This is a genomic window from Terrirhizobium terrae (genome assembly GCF_030323265.1).
In the GTDB taxonomy this organism is placed as follows: Bacteria; Pseudomonadota; Alphaproteobacteria; order Rhizobiales; family Rhizobiaceae; genus Neorhizobium.
In genome coordinates this window covers 3,093,772-3,112,130 of sequence record NZ_CP104992.1, presented here as the reverse complement: position 1 = coordinate 3,112,130, position 18,359 = coordinate 3,093,772, and the positions used below count along the sequence as shown (strand labels likewise).

At 60.4% G+C, this 18,359-nt stretch carries 12 protein-coding genes and 1 pseudogene; 5 read left to right on the top strand and 8 right to left on the bottom strand.

What is annotated here, in order from left to right; all coding sequences use genetic code 11:
* The first annotated feature begins 291 nt into the window (after positions 1–291).
* Positions 292–693 (top strand): DUF6030 family protein, encoded by a 402-nt coding sequence (locus N7E02_RS29915; protein WP_353622928.1) that lies wholly within the window; start codon positions 292–294, stop codon positions 691–693.
* Positions 575–883 (top strand): DUF6030 family protein, encoded by a 309-nt coding sequence (locus tag N7E02_RS29910; protein WP_353622927.1) that lies wholly within the window; start codon positions 575–577, stop codon positions 881–883. Before N7E02_RS29915 ends, N7E02_RS29910 begins: the two co-directional genes overlap by 119 nt.
* Here the strand turns inward: N7E02_RS29910 and N7E02_RS23185 are convergent.
* The 8 genes and pseudogenes from N7E02_RS23185 to clpP all read right to left on the bottom strand — a co-directional run bounded on the left by N7E02_RS23185 (position 857) and on the right by clpP (position 13,511).
* Complete coding sequence (locus N7E02_RS23185) at positions 857–1,234, bottom strand: ATP-binding protein (RefSeq protein WP_286579934.1); 378 nt, start codon at positions 1,232–1,234, stop codon at positions 857–859. The two genes, N7E02_RS29910 and N7E02_RS23185, sit on opposite strands and share 27 nt — an antisense overlap.
* Positions 1,231–4,311 carry a YhaN family protein gene (locus tag N7E02_RS23180; protein WP_286579933.1) on the bottom strand — a complete coding sequence of 1,027 codons (3,081 nt, stop codon included), beginning with the start codon at positions 4,309–4,311 and terminating at the stop codon, positions 1,231–1,233. The genes N7E02_RS23185 and N7E02_RS23180 overlap by 4 nt, the downstream gene beginning before the upstream one ends.
* A 2-nt stretch (positions 4,312–4,313) precedes the next feature.
* Positions 4,314–5,549, bottom strand: a complete 1,236-nt coding sequence (locus N7E02_RS23175) for a metallophosphoesterase family protein (RefSeq protein ID WP_286579932.1) — start codon at positions 5,547–5,549, stop codon at positions 4,314–4,316.
* A gap of 122 nt (positions 5,550–5,671) precedes the next feature.
* Positions 5,672–7,862, bottom strand: a pseudogene (locus N7E02_RS23170) (esterase-like activity of phytase family protein).
* Positions 7,863–8,033: 171 nt separating this feature from the next.
* Positions 8,034–8,312, bottom strand: coding sequence for a DNA-binding protein HupB (gene hupB / locus N7E02_RS23165; protein WP_093001373.1), 279 nt, complete (start codon positions 8,310–8,312; stop codon positions 8,034–8,036).
* 191 nt (positions 8,313–8,503) lie between these two features.
* Positions 8,504–10,924 carry an endopeptidase La gene (lon, locus tag N7E02_RS23160; protein ID WP_286579931.1) on the bottom strand — a complete coding sequence of 807 codons (2,421 nt, stop codon included), beginning with the start codon at positions 10,922–10,924 and terminating at the stop codon, positions 8,504–8,506.
* A 395-nt stretch (positions 10,925–11,319) separates the two neighbouring features.
* The gene (clpX, locus tag N7E02_RS23155) at positions 11,320–12,597 is read right to left on the bottom strand and encodes an ATP-dependent Clp protease ATP-binding subunit ClpX (RefSeq protein ID WP_286579930.1); all 1,278 of its coding nucleotides are present in this window, start codon (positions 12,595–12,597) and stop codon (positions 11,320–11,322) included.
* 281 nt (positions 12,598–12,878) lie between these two features.
* Positions 12,879–13,511 (bottom strand): ATP-dependent Clp endopeptidase proteolytic subunit ClpP, encoded by a 633-nt coding sequence (gene clpP / locus N7E02_RS23150; RefSeq protein ID WP_286579929.1) that lies wholly within the window; start codon positions 13,509–13,511, stop codon positions 12,879–12,881.
* A gap of 387 nt (positions 13,512–13,898) precedes the next feature.
* On the opposite strand from clpP, the gene N7E02_RS23145 reads away from it, so the two are divergent.
* The 3 genes from N7E02_RS23145 to N7E02_RS23135 all read left to right on the top strand — a co-directional run bounded on the left by N7E02_RS23145 (position 13,899) and on the right by N7E02_RS23135 (position 18,325).
* A complete protein-coding gene (locus N7E02_RS23145; protein WP_286579928.1) occupies positions 13,899–15,149 on the top strand; it encodes a GGDEF domain-containing protein in 1,251 nt (416 codons plus the stop codon).
* A gap of 106 nt (positions 15,150–15,255) precedes the next feature.
* A complete protein-coding gene (ggt, locus tag N7E02_RS23140; RefSeq protein WP_286583996.1) occupies positions 15,256–17,022 on the top strand; it encodes a gamma-glutamyltransferase in 1,767 nt (588 codons plus the stop codon).
* Between the two features lie 55 nt (positions 17,023–17,077).
* Positions 17,078–18,325: a cytochrome P450 gene (locus N7E02_RS23135; RefSeq protein ID WP_286579927.1), complete on the top strand. Its 1,248-nt coding sequence runs from the start codon at positions 17,078–17,080 to the stop codon at positions 18,323–18,325.
* Positions 18,326–18,359: the final 34 nt, after the last annotated feature.

Sequence of the window (18,359 nt, the reverse complement as noted above, 5' to 3'; positions counted from 1 at the left end):
AATCTGGAGTTGGAACCGAGCATATGTCCCCAGCGGACAAACCTGATGTCTTAACGCCCCTGATGCGCCTTCGGCGCAGGCGAAAGGCATTCAGGATTTTCGGAACACTTTTGATTCTAGCGATGCTTTTGCTTGTCGGTACGGTGCTCGCAGTCAATCAGGCGCGGAATTTCCATCGCCTTGCCGACTGGCTTGGACTTCAGGATTACCTGAGAATCATCGAACCAACTACGGGTGGAGCCCCCAAACATTTTCGAAGGCTCAGCCGCGTTGCAGCCTTCCCCCAAACTGATGTCGCGCGAGATGGACACAACAACTGCGTTCAGGCATTTCCCAAGCCAGGCAGCCTATGATCGGTGCCGGCAATTGGGCGTCGATGGGGCTGCGGCAGCCTTCCAGGCATCGGGCAATGACTGGGAATGCGTTTTTTCCCAGGAACTTGGATCAACATCGGAACCGTCGGTTCTTTTCATCCAGGCAAAGGGAACCTCGCCTGATTCATTCCGAACATTCCGGGCAAAGCTCAGCTTGCTCGATCCGGTTGAGGACGCGGCACTCATTCGCCTCGCGCTCGATCTCGATCGACCGATTCGGACTGGCGCTTTCAGTCGAAAGTCGCGGCTATATCGAGGGTCGGATCACCGCGCGAAGAAACTTCTCTTCTTTGCTGGAAAACTACCGGATCACCTTTGAACGGGAGCGCGGTGACGAGAATCGTTTCAACCTGCTGATCGTCCCGCTTTCGACCTCAGTCGGCTGTGCCCTGCCACGGCAGGAAAGCGATGGCCGCACGATGCGCTCCTCGATCATACAGATGGAACTTGGATGCCTTTCGCTCAGCCGCAAACCACCCGCATCAGGTCAGTCCGCCCAGTCTGACTAGATCCAAATTGCCGCCGAGCTCTTGCTTTGCCGTTTCGACAAGGCTCATCTGGTGGGTGAAAAGGATCGTCTGCGATACAGCCTCACCGGCGGCAAGAGTACGTAGGCCAGCCGCCGTACGCTCGTCGTCAAACGTCTGGAAGATATCATCCAGAATCAGCGGCGCGGGCTCGTTACGAGCGCAATAGTCTTCCAGGAAGGCAAGGCGCAGAGCCAGGTAGAGCTGATCGCCGGTGCCCTCGCTCAAGCCAGCCAGCGGAACCTGCTCGCCGGTGCGACGTTCCACGGCCAGTTGCAACTCGTCACTGTCGTCATAGATCTGAAGCAACCTCGCGAAACGGCCGCCGGTCAATTTCGAGAAGATACCCCTGCCCGCTTCATCACCGGATCGGCCTGGCGTTCACGGTAACTTTCCATCGAACCGGCGAGCAACGCGCTGGCAAGCTTGAGGACGACCCAGCGCCGGCCCAGTTCACGTGCCTCCTCTTCGGCCGCGCGTTTCTGGAAGACGGCCTTTTCAGCGCCGATACCCGTTTCAAGCTCCGTGCGACGCCGCTCTATATTTGCCTGGACCGCACCCAATGTGCGCAGTTTCTCGACCTGACGCTCGTCGGCAGCGGCAAGTTCTTCAAGCCTGACGCTTGTTGCGACACGATCGAACCCTTCCAAAGCAAGGCGAATATCCTCTTCCTGCGAGCCTGCCGCCTGATCGGCAAAGCGGATCCGGGACTGGCGAAGACCAGCTTCCGCCTCGGCTCGCGTTCTCAGTTCCTCCAACATCGTCGACAGACCCGACGTGTCGCGCCCAACAGCACCGGCAATCGCGGCAAGCTGCTCATCGATAGCAGCCGTCTCGGCGACGGTACGGGTATAAGACAATCGCGCCCGCTCAAAGGCTGCAGCGACGACCTTCCGCTGGCTGTCGGCAGTCTTCGCGTGGGCAGCCTTTTCGTTCAGCATGCCAGCGGCCACGTCGGCAGGCAGCTTGGCCAAATCGGGTGCGACCTCGCGGCAAAGCGCGTGCACAGCCGACTCGAACTCGTCCATGTCTCGCGTCATACCGCGCACACGGCGATCACGGTTCTCCCGCTCTGCCAAGAGGTCTGGAACAACGCGCCAGACATCGAGACTAGCGAGCGCCATCTCCGTCGTGACGTCCTCCGGCAAACCGACAAGGGCGGCCGCCGAGGCGAAACTTCCACGCCAGCGCTGGATGTCGCCTACAATATCAGCTTCTTTTTCCTCCAGCCGCGCCAGTGCCTCCTCAGCTGCAGACCGCAGACGCTGGAGCGATCGACCCTCGGTCCAGATCCGACTAGCCTCTTCGAGACGGCGCTCGATGTCCCGAGCAAGAGCTCCCGTCGGCATGCTTCCGATAGTAACGCCGATGGCCTCTGCCAGATCTGCGAGCGCCGGTACCAACACGTCTTCCTTCAGCCTCAGCGCTTCGACCGCATCGACGGCATCGTTGAGAACGGCCTGGCGTGCCGCGAGATCATCGACAGCGCGGCGCCATTCGATCATCTTGTCGGCAGCGGACGGGACGACTGGCGCAGCGTGGAAAAGATCCTCAAACTCGGTCAGAGCGTCGGCAGCAGCGATTTCCGCTTCCTTCGCCTCGCTTTCGAGCTTGGCAATCGCCTGATCGAGGTCGCGCCGACGCAGCGTCAGTTCCGCGTGGCGTGATACTCGCTCCGCATCTGCGAGCGCAGCGTCCGACAATCTGTCCGCTTCCATGCTGGCGTGACGAAACACCGTGATCCTTTCGGATGTCGGTTCCTCGGCGATCAGATCGAACAGGGCGTCGCGGCCCACCCTCGCTGCCTCCACGTCTACACGCGATACAAACCCTCTCTCGGCCTCAAGGGCCTCAAGCTGGCAGACCACTTTTTGCGCATCATCGAGACGAGCAGACAATTCCTGATGTCGCTGCCGGCTTTCTGCCCTTGCAGCATCGATCAGCCCCTTATGCGTATTGAGCGTGACAATGTCCGGCAGCGGGGTCGCAAGCAGGCGCGCAATATCCGTAACGGGCGGATCAAGGCGGCTTGCTGCGGCCGCAAGGTCACTCTCGGCGCGCGCCGCACGGACTTTCAGTGCCTCCTTTTCAGCAAGGGCCGAAATATCCGGCCGCAGCGCTGCGAACTGGTCGGCCCATGACTTGGGATCGATAAGCCTCACGCGCCCCGCATCAACATCGAGACGGCGTAGTGCCTCGCGCTCCTCCTCAATCCGCAGACGCTGTTGCTTGAGACTGCGATCGAGTGCAGCGCCCTGGTCCACGATATCGCGCAACCGGACGAGGTCAGCATCTGTCGGTTGGGCGCGCTCAAGTTCGGCAAGCTTGGAGAAGCCAAGCCGTTTTGCGGCTTGGACGAGCCGCTGGTCAAAGCCGTCCACCTCTTGGCGCACGCGAGAAATGTCTTCCCGCGCATTGAGATATACCCCCAGACCTGTATGGGCAGCGATGATGCGCGGGGCAGCGGCGAGCAGTGCGGCATCAACATGCAGTGCCGCCAGATCGTCTTTCAGTCGCCCGGTCTCGGCTTCCGCCACGCGTCGGGCCTCAGAATTCAGCCGTGAACTTTCCAGAGCCTCCGCAAGTTCAGCTGCAAAGCCCGTCGGAAGCTCGCCAAGATGATCATAGCTCGCCAACCGCTGCCGCTCGCGATCGAGCTCCGCCAGAACGGGCTCGAGCTGGAGCAACTTCCGCAGGCTTTCCAGCTCTCGTCTTGTCGCCTCGCGTTCGTTGCGGACCGCCGTCACGGCCTCCTCGGCCTCTGCCTGCTCTTTCAGCAATCCTTTCCAGTCACTCGCCTTCAGCTCGCTCTCGCGCTCTGCTCGACGCGCTTCGTCATGGATATCGAGCGCCTGATAGAAGAGCCGGTCCTTGGACTTGCGCTGGGCGTAAATTCCGTCTGCCTCTGCCTCCAATGATTTACGCAGACCGGAAAGGCCCGTAAGACCGGATGCCGCGGAGAAAAGAAGGCTACCGATCTCGCCGCCGCTTTTCAGCATCGTATCGCCGCCATGGCGCAGCGTACCGGAGTTCAGGCCGAAGGCGCGCTCAAAGACATCGCGCGAGAGCGTGCCGAGGAACGGCACCAGCGCATCGTCCGGAAGAGCGCCCTCCGTATCACTGTCGGACAGCAACGTGTTCTTGCGTCCCTTGCGGCGGCGAAATTCGAGTTCGCGTCCATCGCGGGTGACGAGACGCGCACCGACACGAAGCGATGCGCTGTCGTGCAGAAAACCATATTCGGAGCGATCCGGAAAACCGAACAATAGATCCGAGATTGCCGACAGCGCCGAGGATTTACCGGCCTCGTTCGGACCGTAGACGATATGCAGTCTGGCATCCGGTCGGAAGGTCAGGCGGCGATCGGTCAGGGCACCGTAGCGAAGAATATCCAGTCGTTCGAAACGCATGCTCAGCCGGCCCTCGCGGCACGGGCAAGAAGAAGATCGCGGGCCTCGGCCAGAAGCGTATCGAGATCGGCGCCGAGCGGAAGGGCGTCCGCACCGAGCCCACCCGGCAGGCGTGCGGCAATTTCGGCCACCCGTGCGCTTGCCTCATCGACGAGTTCAGGAGAGAAACCACCCGTCGAGATCAGGCCCTCAAGGCCGAGTACAGCATTATCGTCATCGACAATCTCCTGGTCCGGCTCCATGCGCAGCTCAAGTTTTTCCAGCCAAATATCGGCATGGGAGCGATGGCATGCGGCCTGCACCTCATCACGAAAATCCCCTCCCCGTGCAAGGATTTCGCGCCGGAACCGGCTTCTCCCACCCAGCCTGACGCGCAACGCCAAGGGTCGTTCCTCCATCGTTTCGACGAGACCGTCGAGCGCGTTCTCCACGCGACGGAGGATGGCCGGCACATCGTCATCGGCAGCAAGATCGATCGAGATTTCGGCGAAACGGGCGCTGTCGGTGATCAAACGTTCATGGCTGACGCGGCCGTCTTCCACCGTAACCACCACGGCACCCTTGGCACCCTGCTCTCGGATCGAGCGGCCCTGGATATTGCCTGGGAAGACGACGAGCGGATCCTGCGAGACGATCTCGAAATCGTGGACATGGCCGAGCGCCCAGTAGTCGTAGCCGCGCGAGCGCAGATCTTCCAGCGAACACGGCGCATAGGTAGCGTGGGGCTCGCGGCCGGTCATCGAGGTGTGCAGAACGCCGATATTGAACCAGCCGGCCTCCGGCTTCGGATAGGCGAGCGCCAGGTTTTCGGTCGCCGACCGCTCGGCGAAGCCCTGACCATGCAGCGCCACCTTCAAGTGATCCAGCTTGAACGTGCCGGGCCTGTTTGTCGGGAACTCGCTGACATTCTTCGGCAGCGTGATCGTCTTGGTGATCACGCTTTCGGCGTCGTGGTTGCCCTTCAGCAGGAAGACCGGAATACCGGCGCGTTCCAGCCGCGCGATCTCGCGGTTGAAGAACAGGCCGATCTTATTGTCCTTCCAATCGCCGTCATAGACGTCGCCGGCGACGATGACGAAATCGACCTTTCTCGCGACAGCCTCATCCACCAACAGCGAAAAGGAGCTGCGGCTTGCTTCGACAAACAGCTCGGCGAGGCTGGCATCCTTGAGCGCCAGCCCCTGGAAGGGACTGCCGAGATGTAGGTCTGCGGCGTGGATGAAGCGGAAAGCGGTCATCAGAATCGGCTCATGCGAACACATCGGGAACGCCAGATTTAGGACAGGACCGCGCAATAAAAAAGGCCGGGCATATAAATGCCCGGCCTTTTCCTGTTGATGTGAGTGCTAAAACATCGTGATCAGTTGGTCGCCTTGATCTCGACCGGCAGGAACAGCGTCTCCCCGGAGCTGTCGTCCACGCCGTCGTTATCGGTGACCATGAAGGCCTTGCCGGACTTGTCGAAGGCGAACCCTTCCAGCTTGTCGAGGACGTAGCCGTTGGTGGCGCTCTTCAGGTCGGGAAGGAAGTCGTGGACCTCTTCCTTGGTAACGACCGGCAGTTCGCCGCCGAGTTCGGCAGGCTTCAGGTCCTTGAGCGCGACGCGATAAAGCTTCTTCAGCTTGGCTTCGTCACCGATGAGGTTGTCGCGCTCGACGATGTAGAGGTAGTCGCCGTTGGCGGTGATTTCCGACAGGCCGACCCAGCCCTTGTCAGCCTTTTCGAGCGGATAGCGGACAGCCGCCCACTCCTTCGACTTCGGCTTGTAGGACAGAAGCTTCACCTGGCCCTTCGGGTCGTCCTTCCATTCGCGCTGGATCGCCATCCAGAGCGTCAGATCGTCGCCGGAGCCGACGGCGGTAACACCCTCAAGACCGTAGCGGCTCTCACCAGCCAGAAGTTCGGCGGGGAGGCCGATCTCGGCCTTGATCTCGCCCTTGGCGTTGACGTTGTAGAGGCCGTGGCCGACGAGCTTGGCGCTGTCGCCTTCCGAAGCCAGCCAGAAACCGCCCTTGCCGTCGAGCGCGATGCCCTCGATGTCGAGCTTTTGGGCCGGCTGGCCGTTGCGCGTCACAAGGAGGACATTGGTGATCTCGGCAGGCTTCTTCGTCGCGTCGATGGTGAAGATCGACGGCTGCATGGCATAGACCGAGATCGGACACGGCGTAGAACGTGCCGTCCTTTTCCGCGTCGCCGACGAGACCGGAAAGAGCGCCCCAGCCGACGACCTTGCCATCCAGATCCTTGGAGACGAGCGTCGGATAGGCCTTTTCACCTTCGGCCAGCTCATAGAGCATCACGTGCGAGCGCGGACCGCCATCTTCGCCTAGATCGGCTTCGTTGGCGGATGCGAGCAAATTACGACCAGGAATTGCGACAGCACCCTCCGGCGACACGCCCGACGGCAGAAGCTGTACGAGCTCAGGCTCGGCGCCGGTATCCTTGTAGACGGCGATCATCGAACCGCGCTCGGACAGCACGAAGAAATACTGCTGGCCACCAAAGACGGCAGCTTCCATGCCTTCCGGCTCGATGCCCTTGTTCTTGGCACGCTTTTCCGGGAAGTGGCCGTGACGTGCGATCTCGTGTTCGAGCGTCATGCCGGCATCGTAGAGGACCTTGCCGGAGCGATCGAAGATGGTGAAGCCGCGCGAGCCGCCCTTGTAGTCACCTTCGTTGGCGATGACGAGGCGGTCAGTGCCCAGCCACTTAACAGCGTCGGGCTCGCGCGGAACGGCAGTCAACTTGCCGGAGAAATTCAGAGAACCGTCAGTCTTGGCATCAACGCCTTCCAGGTCGACCGTGCCGGCCGTGAAGTGGCCGGTGACCTTGGCGGTCTTCGAGTCGATGATGATGACGTGGTTGTTTTCCTGCAGCGTCAGAGCGATTTCGCCATTGGCGTTGATGTTGACGAATTCCGGTTCCGGATCTTCCGGAGCAACGGTGGCGAGACCGGTGACATCGACATGCTTGATGCTCTCGCAGGCCGGAACGCCGTTGTTCAGCGTGACGATCAGCAGTTCGCCCGCCGGAAGCTGCGGCAGGGCGCCGTCGTTCAGATCCTCATCTCGCTGGTTTTCGATGGCAATGGCAGCGAACGAGCCATCCGGCGCCACGACGACGCTGTCCGGTTGGCCACCGAGGTCGCAGGTCATTTCCAGCTTCTTCGAGGCGATATCGATGACACCAAGCTTGCCCGCAGGCTTCGTCAAGTCTTCCGTGTTGTCGATGGTGATGAGAGCCTTGGCACCTGCCGCGGCAACCGAATTCGGCTCGCCATCGATGGCGATCGAACCGCCGGCCTTCGGAGCCTTGGCGTCGGTGATGTCGATAAAGCCGATCGTACCGCCCGGCGCGTCGGAATAGATCAGGGTGTTGCCGTCAGCTGTCGCCGTAATGATTTCCGACGACGTCGCCTTGTCCTCACCCTTGGGGAGGTTCGTCGCGACGGGGAAGGAAGCGATGCGATTGAAAACCTGTTCGGCACCAGCCGGAACGGCTACCGAAGCCAGAAGCGTCGCGGTCAGCGCGATGCGTATAGAGAATGTCATTGGAAAGCCCTCCGTGAAACCACAGGTGGGCTTTTGGTCCAGTGTCATGACAGCCGCATGACACTTCCGATGATCCTTGGTTGCATTCCACAACATCAAGCAAAACGCAAAAAGGCCCGACATGAGCCGGGCCTTCAAGACCAGAGCGGACGAGAGCCGCCCGGCTAAATCTTACTTGCCGTTAACGGCGTCCTTCAGGCCCTTGCCGGCCGAGAACTTCGGCACGTTGCGAGCCGGGATATCGACTTCTGCGCCGGTGGACGGGTTACGACCCTTGGAAGCTTCGCGACGCGAAACCGAGAAGCTGCCGAAGCCAGCGAGACGGATGTCGCCACCCTTCTTCAGCTCAGCCTGGACAGTCTCGAAAACGGCATCGACTGCAGAGGCGGCATCAGCCTTGGAGAGGCCGGCGTTTTCGGCCACTGCGGATACCAGTTCGGTCTTGTTCATGTTTCCACCCTTTCAACGGTTTTGGAACGACTCAATTGGTCGGTGCCGACAATAGTTTTGCGTCGGACCTTGGCAACCCAAAAGCTCTGGAAAAGCCTGAAAAACAAGGGCCTTCGTGCAATTTTCACAAAAAAGCCGGCTTTGAGCCGGCTTTCTCCACATTTCGTTTCATTTTGACGAAGCCGTGACGCTCAGTGAGCGATGGTCGTCGTTCCGTCTTCGGAGCCTTCAACAGTCGCAATGACCGGCGTTTCAACGGTTCCGTCCCATTCGATCGGCTCCGGACGACGCACGAGCGCATGCTTGATCACCTCGCCCATGCGGGACACGGGAATGATCTCCATGTTGTTCTTCACGTTGTCCGGAATCTCCGCCAGATCCTTGGCGTTTTCTTCCGGGATCAGCACCTTCTTGATGCCGCCGCGCAGGGCCGCGAGCAGCTTTTCCTTCAGGCCACCGATCGGGAGCACGCGGCCACGCAGCGTGATTTCACCGGTCATGGCGACATCCTTGGAAACCGGGATGCCGGTCATGATCGAGACGATCGCAGTTGCCATGGCGACACCGGCGGACGGACCATCCTTCGGGGTCGCACCCTCCGGCACGTGGACGTGGATGTCCGACTTGTCGAAGCGCGGCGGCTCGATGCCGAAATCGACAGCACGCGAACGGACATAGGATGCCGCCGCCGAGATCGATTCCTTCATCACGTCTTTCAGGTTACCGGTCACGGTCATACGACCCTTGCCCGGCATCATGACGCCTTCGATGGTCAGCAGTTCGCCGCCGACTTCGGTCCATGCCAGACCGGTCACGACACCGACCTGATCCTCGCCCTCGGCCTCACCGTGACGGAAGCGCGGAACACCGAGGTAGTCCGAAATGTTGGCGGCCGTGACGGCAACCGACTTCGTTTTGCCCTTGATGATTTCGGTCACTGCCTTGCGGGCGAGCTTCATCAGCTCGCGTTCGAAGGAGCGAACACCTGCTTCACGGGTATACTGCTGGCTGATCGCCATCAGGGCATCGTCCGTAACCGAGAACTCACTCGGCTGCAGGGCATGTTCCTTGATGGCCTTCGGCAGAAGGTGACGCTTGGCGATCTCGCGCTTCTCATCTTCCGTGTAACCGGCGATGCGGATGATCTCCATGCGGTCCATCAGCGGACCCGGAATGTTCAGCGTGTTCGCCGTGGTGATGAACATCACGTCGGACAGGTCGTATTCGACTTCCAGGTAGTGATCCATGAAGGTCGAGTTCTGTGCCGGGTCGAGCACTTCGAGCAGGGCCGAAGACGGATCGCCGCGGAAGTCCGAGCCCATCTTGTCGATCTCGTCGAGCAGGAAGAGCGGGTTGGACTTCTTCGCCTTCTTCATCGACTGGATGATCTTGCCGGGCATCGAACCGATATAGGTGCGGCGGTGACCGCGGATCTCGGCTTCGTCACGGACGCCACCCAGAGCCATGCGCACGTATTCGCGGCCGGTCGCCTTGGCGATCGACTGGGCGAGCGAGGTCTTGCCGACGCCCGGAGGGCCGACGAGGCACAGGATTGGCCCCTTGATCTTGGTCGCACGCGCCTGGACCGCCAGATACTCGACGATACGTTCCTTTACCTTGTCTAGACCGAAGTGATCCTGTTCCAGGATCTTCTCGGCGTTGTTGAGGTCAGCCTTGATCTTCGATTTCTTGCCCCACGGAATGCCGAGCAGCCAGTCGAGATAGTTGCGCACGACAGTGGCTTCCGCCGACATCGGGCTCATCTGCTTGAGCTTCTTCAGTTCGGCATCCGCCTTTTCGCGGGCTTCCTTGGAGAGCTTGGTCTTGGAGATGCGCTCTTCCAGTTCGGCCATCTCGTCGCGGCCTTCCTCGCCGTCGCCGAGTTCCTTCTGGATCGCCTTCATCTGCTCATTCAGGTAGTATTCGCGCTGGGTCTTCTCCATCTGGCGCTTGACGCGCGAACGGATGCGCTTTTCGACCTGCAGAACGGAGATTTCGCCTTCCATGAAGCCGAGCGCCTTTTCCAGACGCAGCTTGACGGAAACCGTCTCCAGCATTTCCTGCTTTTCGGTGATCTTGATCGACAGATGCGAGGCAACCGTATCAGCGAGCTTCGAGTAATCCTCGATCTGGCTGGCGGCACCGACGACTTCCGGCGAGATCTTCTTGTTGAGCTTCACGTAGTTCTCGAACTCGGAAACGACGGAACGCGACAAGGCCTCGACCTCGACCGCGTCTTCTTCCGGCTCCTCGAGAACTTCGGCCTTCGCCTCGTAGAATTCCTCGCGATCGGTATAGGTGTCGATCTTGGCACGGGCGCGGCCTTCGACCAGCACCTTCACGGTGCCGTCGGGCAGCTTGAGAAGCTGCAGGACGTTGGCGACGGTGCCGACCTTGTAGATCGCATCGGGCTCCGGATCGTCGTCGCTCGCGTTGATCTGGGTGACGAGCATAATCTGCTTGTCGGATCCCATGACTTCCTCGAGCGCGCGGATGGATTTCTCACGTCCGACGAACAGGGGAACGATCATATGCGGGAAGACCACAATGTCGCGCAATGGCAGGACCGGATAGGTCTCAGCGCCGGATGCAGCAGACGTTGAATTTGTCATCTTGTTTCCTTTCCATCGTCCCGTTTCCGGGATGGCCTGAGCAAATACCCAGGCACTTCACTCCCGCCCAAGGTGGAGTTTTCACTTATCGTTTTCAAGCCTTGCACGAGGCCCTGCCACCGACAGCATGACAGAGATATTACAAAGCGCCCACGCAAATACAACACGCCTACTCCGGGAACGCCTACAGCAGGTTGCTTGCCCGAAGAGAGCACCCAACGCGAAGCAGCGAGAAGATCGATGATCCTCGTCGTTCCTGTCTAAAGCAAGCCAAATATCGCGCAACTGCCTGCGATGGAAATTTCGCTCAAACGATACTTGCAGACAGAGTTACCAACAAAAAGAGGCCCCAATGTGGGACCTCTTGAACTTGACTTCGACTGACGCGATTTGGATCAGGCCGAAACGTTGGCCTTCTCATCCTGACGATCGGCATAGATGTAGAGCGGACGGGCATTGCCCTTGACCACATCATCCGAGATCACAACCTCGCGAACGCCTTCCATCTCGGGAAGCTCAAACATCGTGTCGAGCAGGATCTTCTCCATGATCGAGCGAAGGCCGCGGGCGCCGGTCTTGCGGACGATCGCCTTGCGGGCGATTTCGCGCAGCGCGTCCTCGTGGAAGGTCAACTCCACGTCTTCCATCTCGAACAGGCGCTGATACTGCTTGACGAGCGCGTTCTTAGGCTCCGACAGGATCTGGATCAGAGCGTCCTCATCCAGATCTTCGAGCGTCGCCAGAACCGGCAGACGACCGATGAATTCCGGGATGAGGCCGAACTTGACCAAGTCTTCCGGCTCCAGTTCACGCAGCACTTCGCCGACGCGACGGTCGTCCGGAGCGGCAACGCTTGCGCCGAAACCGATCGAGGTCTTCTCGCCGCGAGCGGAGATGATCTTGTCGAGACCGGCGAAGGCACCGCCGCAGATGAACAGGATGTTCGTCGTGTCGACCTGCAGGAATTCCTGCTGCGGATGCTTGCGGCCGCCCTGCGGCGGTACCGAGGCAACCGTGCCTTCCATGATCTTCAGCAGAGCCTGCTGCACGCCCTCGCCCGAGACGTCACGCGTGATCGACGGATTGTCGGACTTGCGCGAGATCTTGTCGACTTCGTCGATATAGACGATGCCGCGCTGGGCGCGTTCGACGTTGTAGTCGGCGGCCTGCAGGAGCTTCAGGATAATGTTCTCGACATCCTCACCGACATAGCCGGCTTCGGTCAGCGTCGTCGCATCGGCCATGGTGAAGGGAACGTCGATGATGCGAGCGAGCGTCTGGGCAAGATAGGTCTTGCCGCAGCCGGTCGGACCGACCAGCATGATGTTCGACTTCGCAAGCTCGACTTCACCACCCTTGGAGGCGTGTGCGAGACGCTTGTAATGGTTGTGTACGGCGACCGAGAGAATGCGCTTGGCCTGTTTCTGGCCGATGACATATTCGTCGAGGACCTTGATGATGTCCTGGGGCGTGGGAACGCCGTCGCGGGACTTGACCATCGAGGTCTTGTTCTCTTCGCGAATGATGTCCATGCACAATTCGACGCATTCATCGCAGATGAACACGGTCGGGCCCGCGATAAGCTTGCGGACCTCGTGCTGGCTCTTTCCGCAGAACGAGCAGTACAACGTATTCTTGGAGTCGCCGCCGTTGCCGCTGCTGACTTTGCTCATATCATTTTCCTTCCAGCACTCTGCGCTCACGTTCAAAGAAACGGGCGCAGTCCACTTTACCGCTGCCGGCACGAGAGACCGACGGGCCTCACGTGCCTGCCCTGCTTCCGGGGTACTCTACCGGTCCATAAAGGACCGGCGGCAACGAAACCCCTCAGAGACGAATGCTATGTCACAAAAGTTCAACACAGCATTAATCGTTACTAATAGCGCTTTCCTGCCGACTTGAAACCCCTTTTCACTCACATAGGGTTTACAGTCGCCGAAAGCCCTTGGCAGGCTTAACCTTCCGAACCGCCTTCCATTTCCTGACGCGACGTCAGGATCTTGTCGATGACACCCCATTCCTGGGCTTCGTCAGACGTCATGAAATGGTCACGATCGAGCGTCTTCTCGACTTCGTCCAGGGTCCGGCCGGTATGCTTTACATAGACCTCATTAAGGCGGCGCTTCATCTTGATGATGTCGCGCGCATGACGCTCGATGTCGGAAGCCTGGCCCTGGAAACCGCCCGACGGCTGGTGAACCATGATACGGGCATTCGGCGTCGCAAACCGCATGCCCTTCTCGCCGGCAGCCAGAAGCAGCGAGCCCATGGACGCAGCCTGACCGACGCAGAGCGTCGAAACTGCCGGCTTGATGAACTGCATCGTGTCGTAGATCGCCATGCCGGCGGTGACGACACCACCCGGCGAATTGATGTAGAGGGCGATTTCCTTTTTCGGGTTTTCGGCTTCGAGGAACAGAAGCTGGGCGCAGACGAGCGACGCCATATGATCTTCCACCGGACCGGTCAGGAAGATGATGCGTTCCTTCAGAAGACGCGAGTAGATGTCGTAGGAACGCTCACCGCGGTTGGTCTGTTCGACGACCATCGGCACCAGGGCCATTGCGGTATCAACTGGATTTGTCATGTCCGTCCTTTGTCAAATGCCTTGCCGAAGGCAGCATGGCGCTCCGGAATCATTGGAATGGGTCAGTCCCTACATAGAGTGTCAATGCCCGGTACTTCAAGACGCAGCACCCGATATCCTTAACTCGTAGGCTCTTCACAATGACCTTGCCTGCGGCTTCGCGAATAAATAGCTCGGGCTCAATCTCGCATGCGCAATTCCCACGACCAATTTCCGGCTTAGGGTAAAGCAGCGGTAAAGACCCGACGGGGGCTATCGACAAAATCCCTTATCTTGCCGTGACACCTCGGGATCTCCGCTGATCCGGACCCACCGGCATTGAAAACGGCACTTTAAGCTTTGGACGATATACCAGAGCCAAGCCGGGGGTCGGCTGGGGGTTTTGTGTTGGATATTGTAACCGGTTTCATGATCTGGGCCGCAGAAGCGACGACGCTTGGCGTGCTCTTATGGTCCCGTTGGTTCTATGAGCGTCAGCCATTTTATCTGAGCTGGGGATTTGGCTTCGTCTTCCACGGCCTCGGCGTCGGGATGGTGGCGTTGCGCGGCAGCCTGCCGGAATTTCTCTCGGTCGAGATCGCCAACACAGTCGCGCTGGCCGGTATCGGGCTGTGGATCGTCGGGATGATGCAGTTCGACAATCGCCGCCTCGACCCATTCGCGGCAATCCCCGCACTGATATGGGTGGCGGGCATGTTCCTCGATCCGGTCCGCGAAACCTTCGCCTATCGTGTGGCGCTCTACCATGGTGCCGCTTCCGTGGGCTACATGATCCTGATCGGCGCCATTCTCTGGGGCAAAAACAGCCGCTCGGCGACACGTCGCCTCTTTGCCGCCTGCATCGGCGTCCAGGTGCTTTCGAGCGCGCTCGTCGCCACGCTTGTGCTGATTAGCGAACCGAGTTCGTTTGCGACCGATACCAAATCGATCTGGCTTCTGCTGACCGCTGCGCTCTGCTTCGTTGCGGCCGTCATGAGCGGCGCCAAGCTGATCAACGAGCGTTCCGAGGCCAAGCTCAAGCTGCTCGCTGTCACCGATCCACTGACCGGCATCCTGAACCGCCGTGGCATGATCGAGGAATTCCACCGGCTGAAGCGTTCCACCTCGCATGCGGGCGGCATGCTGGCCCTGATCCATCTCGATCTCGACGGATTCAAGCAGATCAACGATATCTACGGCCACCAGGCCGGCGATGAGGTGCTGGTCGCCTTCGGCCGGATCGGCACCGCGGCCCAGCGGGGACGCGGATCCTTCGGCCGCATGGGCGGCGAAGAATTCGCCTCGATCATGCATGTCAGCGACACGATCGAAGCGGCAAGCGTTGCCGAGGCTGTGCGTACAACGCTGAAGCGCCAACCTATCCTGGTCGGAGAACATCGTATTCCGGTGACGGTCAGCATCGGCATCGCCGTCACGGATGCGAAGACCGCTGATCTCGACGCGCTGCTGAGCTCCGCCGATCGCGCGCTCTACAGCGCCAAGACGAGCGGCCGCGACCGGACGGCAATCGGCACCGAACGAGATGTCTCTATCATCCCGGCGGTCGACAACGCCTATCCCGGCGAGCCCGCCTATGACGTCGGCATGACCCAGCAGGTGGCAGCGCTGCGGCGCATCGTGGCGATCGGCCAGCGCTGATAGCACGGTTCAATTTGTAGCATTACCATTGCCTGTCGGCGTCGGCGGCCCAAATTCCCTCCATGAAATTGGAGGGAAGACCATGCGGACCACGACACTCGGCAGAATGATAGTTTCGGCGATCGTCGGCACCGGCATAGCGGCGGGTGCCGCGTCCGGAGCTTGGTCGCAGCAGGCTTCCGACATGAACGCGCCCGAACGGGCGACCGGCACCACGACCGCGAAGCGGGTCGAGGCGAAGGATTTCATGGTCGCCGCCGCCAATCCGCTGGCGGCCGAAGCCGGGCGTGAGGTGATTGCCAAGGGTGGCAATGCGATAGACGCCATGGTCGCTGTTCAGACCGTACTCGGCCTTGTCGAACCGCAGAGCTCCGGTCTCGGCGGTGGGGCGTTCCTCGTCTATTACGACGCAGCCTCCAAGAGACTGACCACCTTCGATGGCCGCGAAAAGGCGCCCATGGCGGCAACACCGAAGCTGTTTCTCGATGAACAGGGGCAGTCGCTGAAATTCATGGATGCCGTGGTCGGCGGTCGTTCAGTCGGCACGCCCGGCACCGTGCGCCTGATGGAGGAAGTCCACAGGCGCTACGGCAAGGCTGACTGGGCCAGCCTCTTCCACCCGGCCAAGAAGCTGGCGACCGACGGATTCGAGGTTTCGCCGCGCCTTGCCTCCCTAATCGTGGCCGCAGGTGACAGCCTGAAGAAGCATGAAGGGCCGCGGTCCTACTTCTACGACCAGTCCGGTGCACCGCTTAAGGCTGGAACCGTGCTGAAGAACCCAGACTATGCCGAAACGTTGACCGCGATCGCCACCGGCGGCTCGGACGCCTTCTACCGCGGGCCGATCGCAGAAAGCATCGTCCGGACTGTACGCGGTGCGCGCGACAATCCCGGCGTGCTGTCGATGGTCGATCTCGCGACCTACAATATCGAGGAGCGCGAACCCGTCTGTTTCTCATACCGGGCGCTCGATGTCTGCGGCATGGGACCGCCCTCCTCCGGTGGCGTGGCGATAAGCCAGATGCTCGGCGTGACGGAGAATTTCGACCTCAAGGGCCTCGGCCCAGACAATGTGGAGAGCTGGCGGATCATCGGCGATGCGCAACGCCTCGCCTTTGCCGATCGCGAACGCTATGTCGCCGACACGGACTTCCTGCCGCTGCCGATCAAGGGACTGCTCGACAAATCCTATCTCGGCGAGCGTGCCAAGCTGCTCGACGGCGACCCTACCAGTCCCAAGGCGCTTGCCAAGGATGCGGTGAAAGCGGGAGAGCCTGAATGGGATCATGCCATGCTGCTCGGCCGCGACGCGGCGATCGAACTGCCTTCCACCAGCCATTTCGTCATCGTCGATAGGGAAGGTAATGTCGTCTCGATGACGACGACGATCGAGAACGGTTTTGGCTCGCAGCTGATGGCGAACGGCTTTCTGCTCAACAACGAGCTGACCGACTTTTCCTTCAAGACCCATGACAAGGGTCTGCCGATCGCCAACCGCGTTGAGCCCGGCAAACGGCCGCGCTCGTCGATGTCGCCGACGATCGTGATGAAGGATGGTAAGCCACTTCTCGCCATCGGCTCGCCGGGCGGCAGCCAGATCATCGGCTACGTGGCGCAGGCTCTGATCGCCTATATCGACTGGGGTATGCCGGTGGAACAGGTCGTCGCCCAGCCGCATCTGATCAACCGCTTCGGCACCTATGACATCGAGAAGGGCACGACGGCGGAGAAATTTGCCGAGCCGCTGAAGGCACTCGGCTACGAGGTGAAGCCGGGCGAAATGAATTCCGGCCTGCATGCGATCGAGATCACCGAAAACGGTCTCATCGGCGGTGCCGATCCGCGCCGCGAAGGCATCGCCGTCGGGGAGTGAGAGAGTTGTCGAAGCCGATTGCGCAGCGCCGAGAAATTGCGCTACGCATCGGTTCATGACAGCGCTTCCGAATTTCCTCAGCATCGATCCCGAAACCCGTCGCGTCTCGCTCGACGGGCGCAATCCGGCCTTCTATGGCGACCCGAACCGCGTCTATGCGGCGCTGCATCAGCACTGTCCGACTTTCTACTGGGAGGAGCAGCGGCAATGGTTCTTCACCGGCTATGACCATGTGAATGCTCTGCTGCGCGACCGGCGATTCGGGCGGCAGATCCTGCATGTGGCAAGCCGCGAGGAACTCGGCCTGCCGGAGCCGGAAGCGCATCTGGCGAATTTCGATCTCGCCGAGCGCCACTCGCTCCTGGAGATCGAGCCACCGGAACACACGCGGCTGAGAACACTCGTCAATCGCGCCTTCGTGTCCCGCCATATCGAACGGCTGCGGCCGGAGATTGCGGATCTGGCCGAGCGGTTGATCGACGGTTTCAAGAAGGACGGCAAGGCGGAGCTACTATCCGCCTTCGCCGACATCATCCCGGTGACGATGATCGCGCGGATGATCGGTATTCCCGACGAGATGGGGCCGCAGCTGCTGAAATGGTCCCATGCCTATGTCGGCATGTACATGTTCAAGCGCTCGAAGGAAGACGAATACGCCGCCGATCGTGCCGCGAAGGAATTCGCCGACTATGTGAAGACGCTGATCGCCGAACGCCGGAAGAACCCGACCGAAGATCTTCTGACCCACATGATCCATACGGAGCACAAGGGGCAGTATCTGACCGACGACGAGCTGGTTTCCACCACGATCGTGCTGCTCAATGCCGGCCACGAGGCGACCGTGCACCAGATCGGCAATTCGGTGCGGGTGATCCTCGAAAGCGGTCTCGATCCGGCCGATCTGTTCCACGACGAGGCGGCGACTGAACGCACGGTGGAAGAGACGCTGCGCATTTGCGCGCCGGTCCACATCTTCCAGCGCTGGGCACTCGAAGACGTGGAGATCGACGGCGTCTCACTGAAGCGAGGCGACAAGGTGAGCCTCATTCTCGCCGCCGCCAATCTAGACCCGCACAAATTCTCCGATCCGCTGGCATTCAGGCCAGATCGTCAGGAAGGAGCAAACCTCTCCTTCGGCGCCGGCATACATTTCTGCATCGGTGCGCCGCTCGCGCGGCTTGAACTGAATATCGTGCTGCCCATCCTCTTCCGTCGCTTGGCCGGCCTTCGGGTGGCGGAGACGCCGCGGGTAAAGGACGTGTACCACTTCCACGGGCTGGAGCGGCTGGACCTTACCTGGTGAGGTCCTCAGGCACCTCGTCGACGGGCTCGTGCGC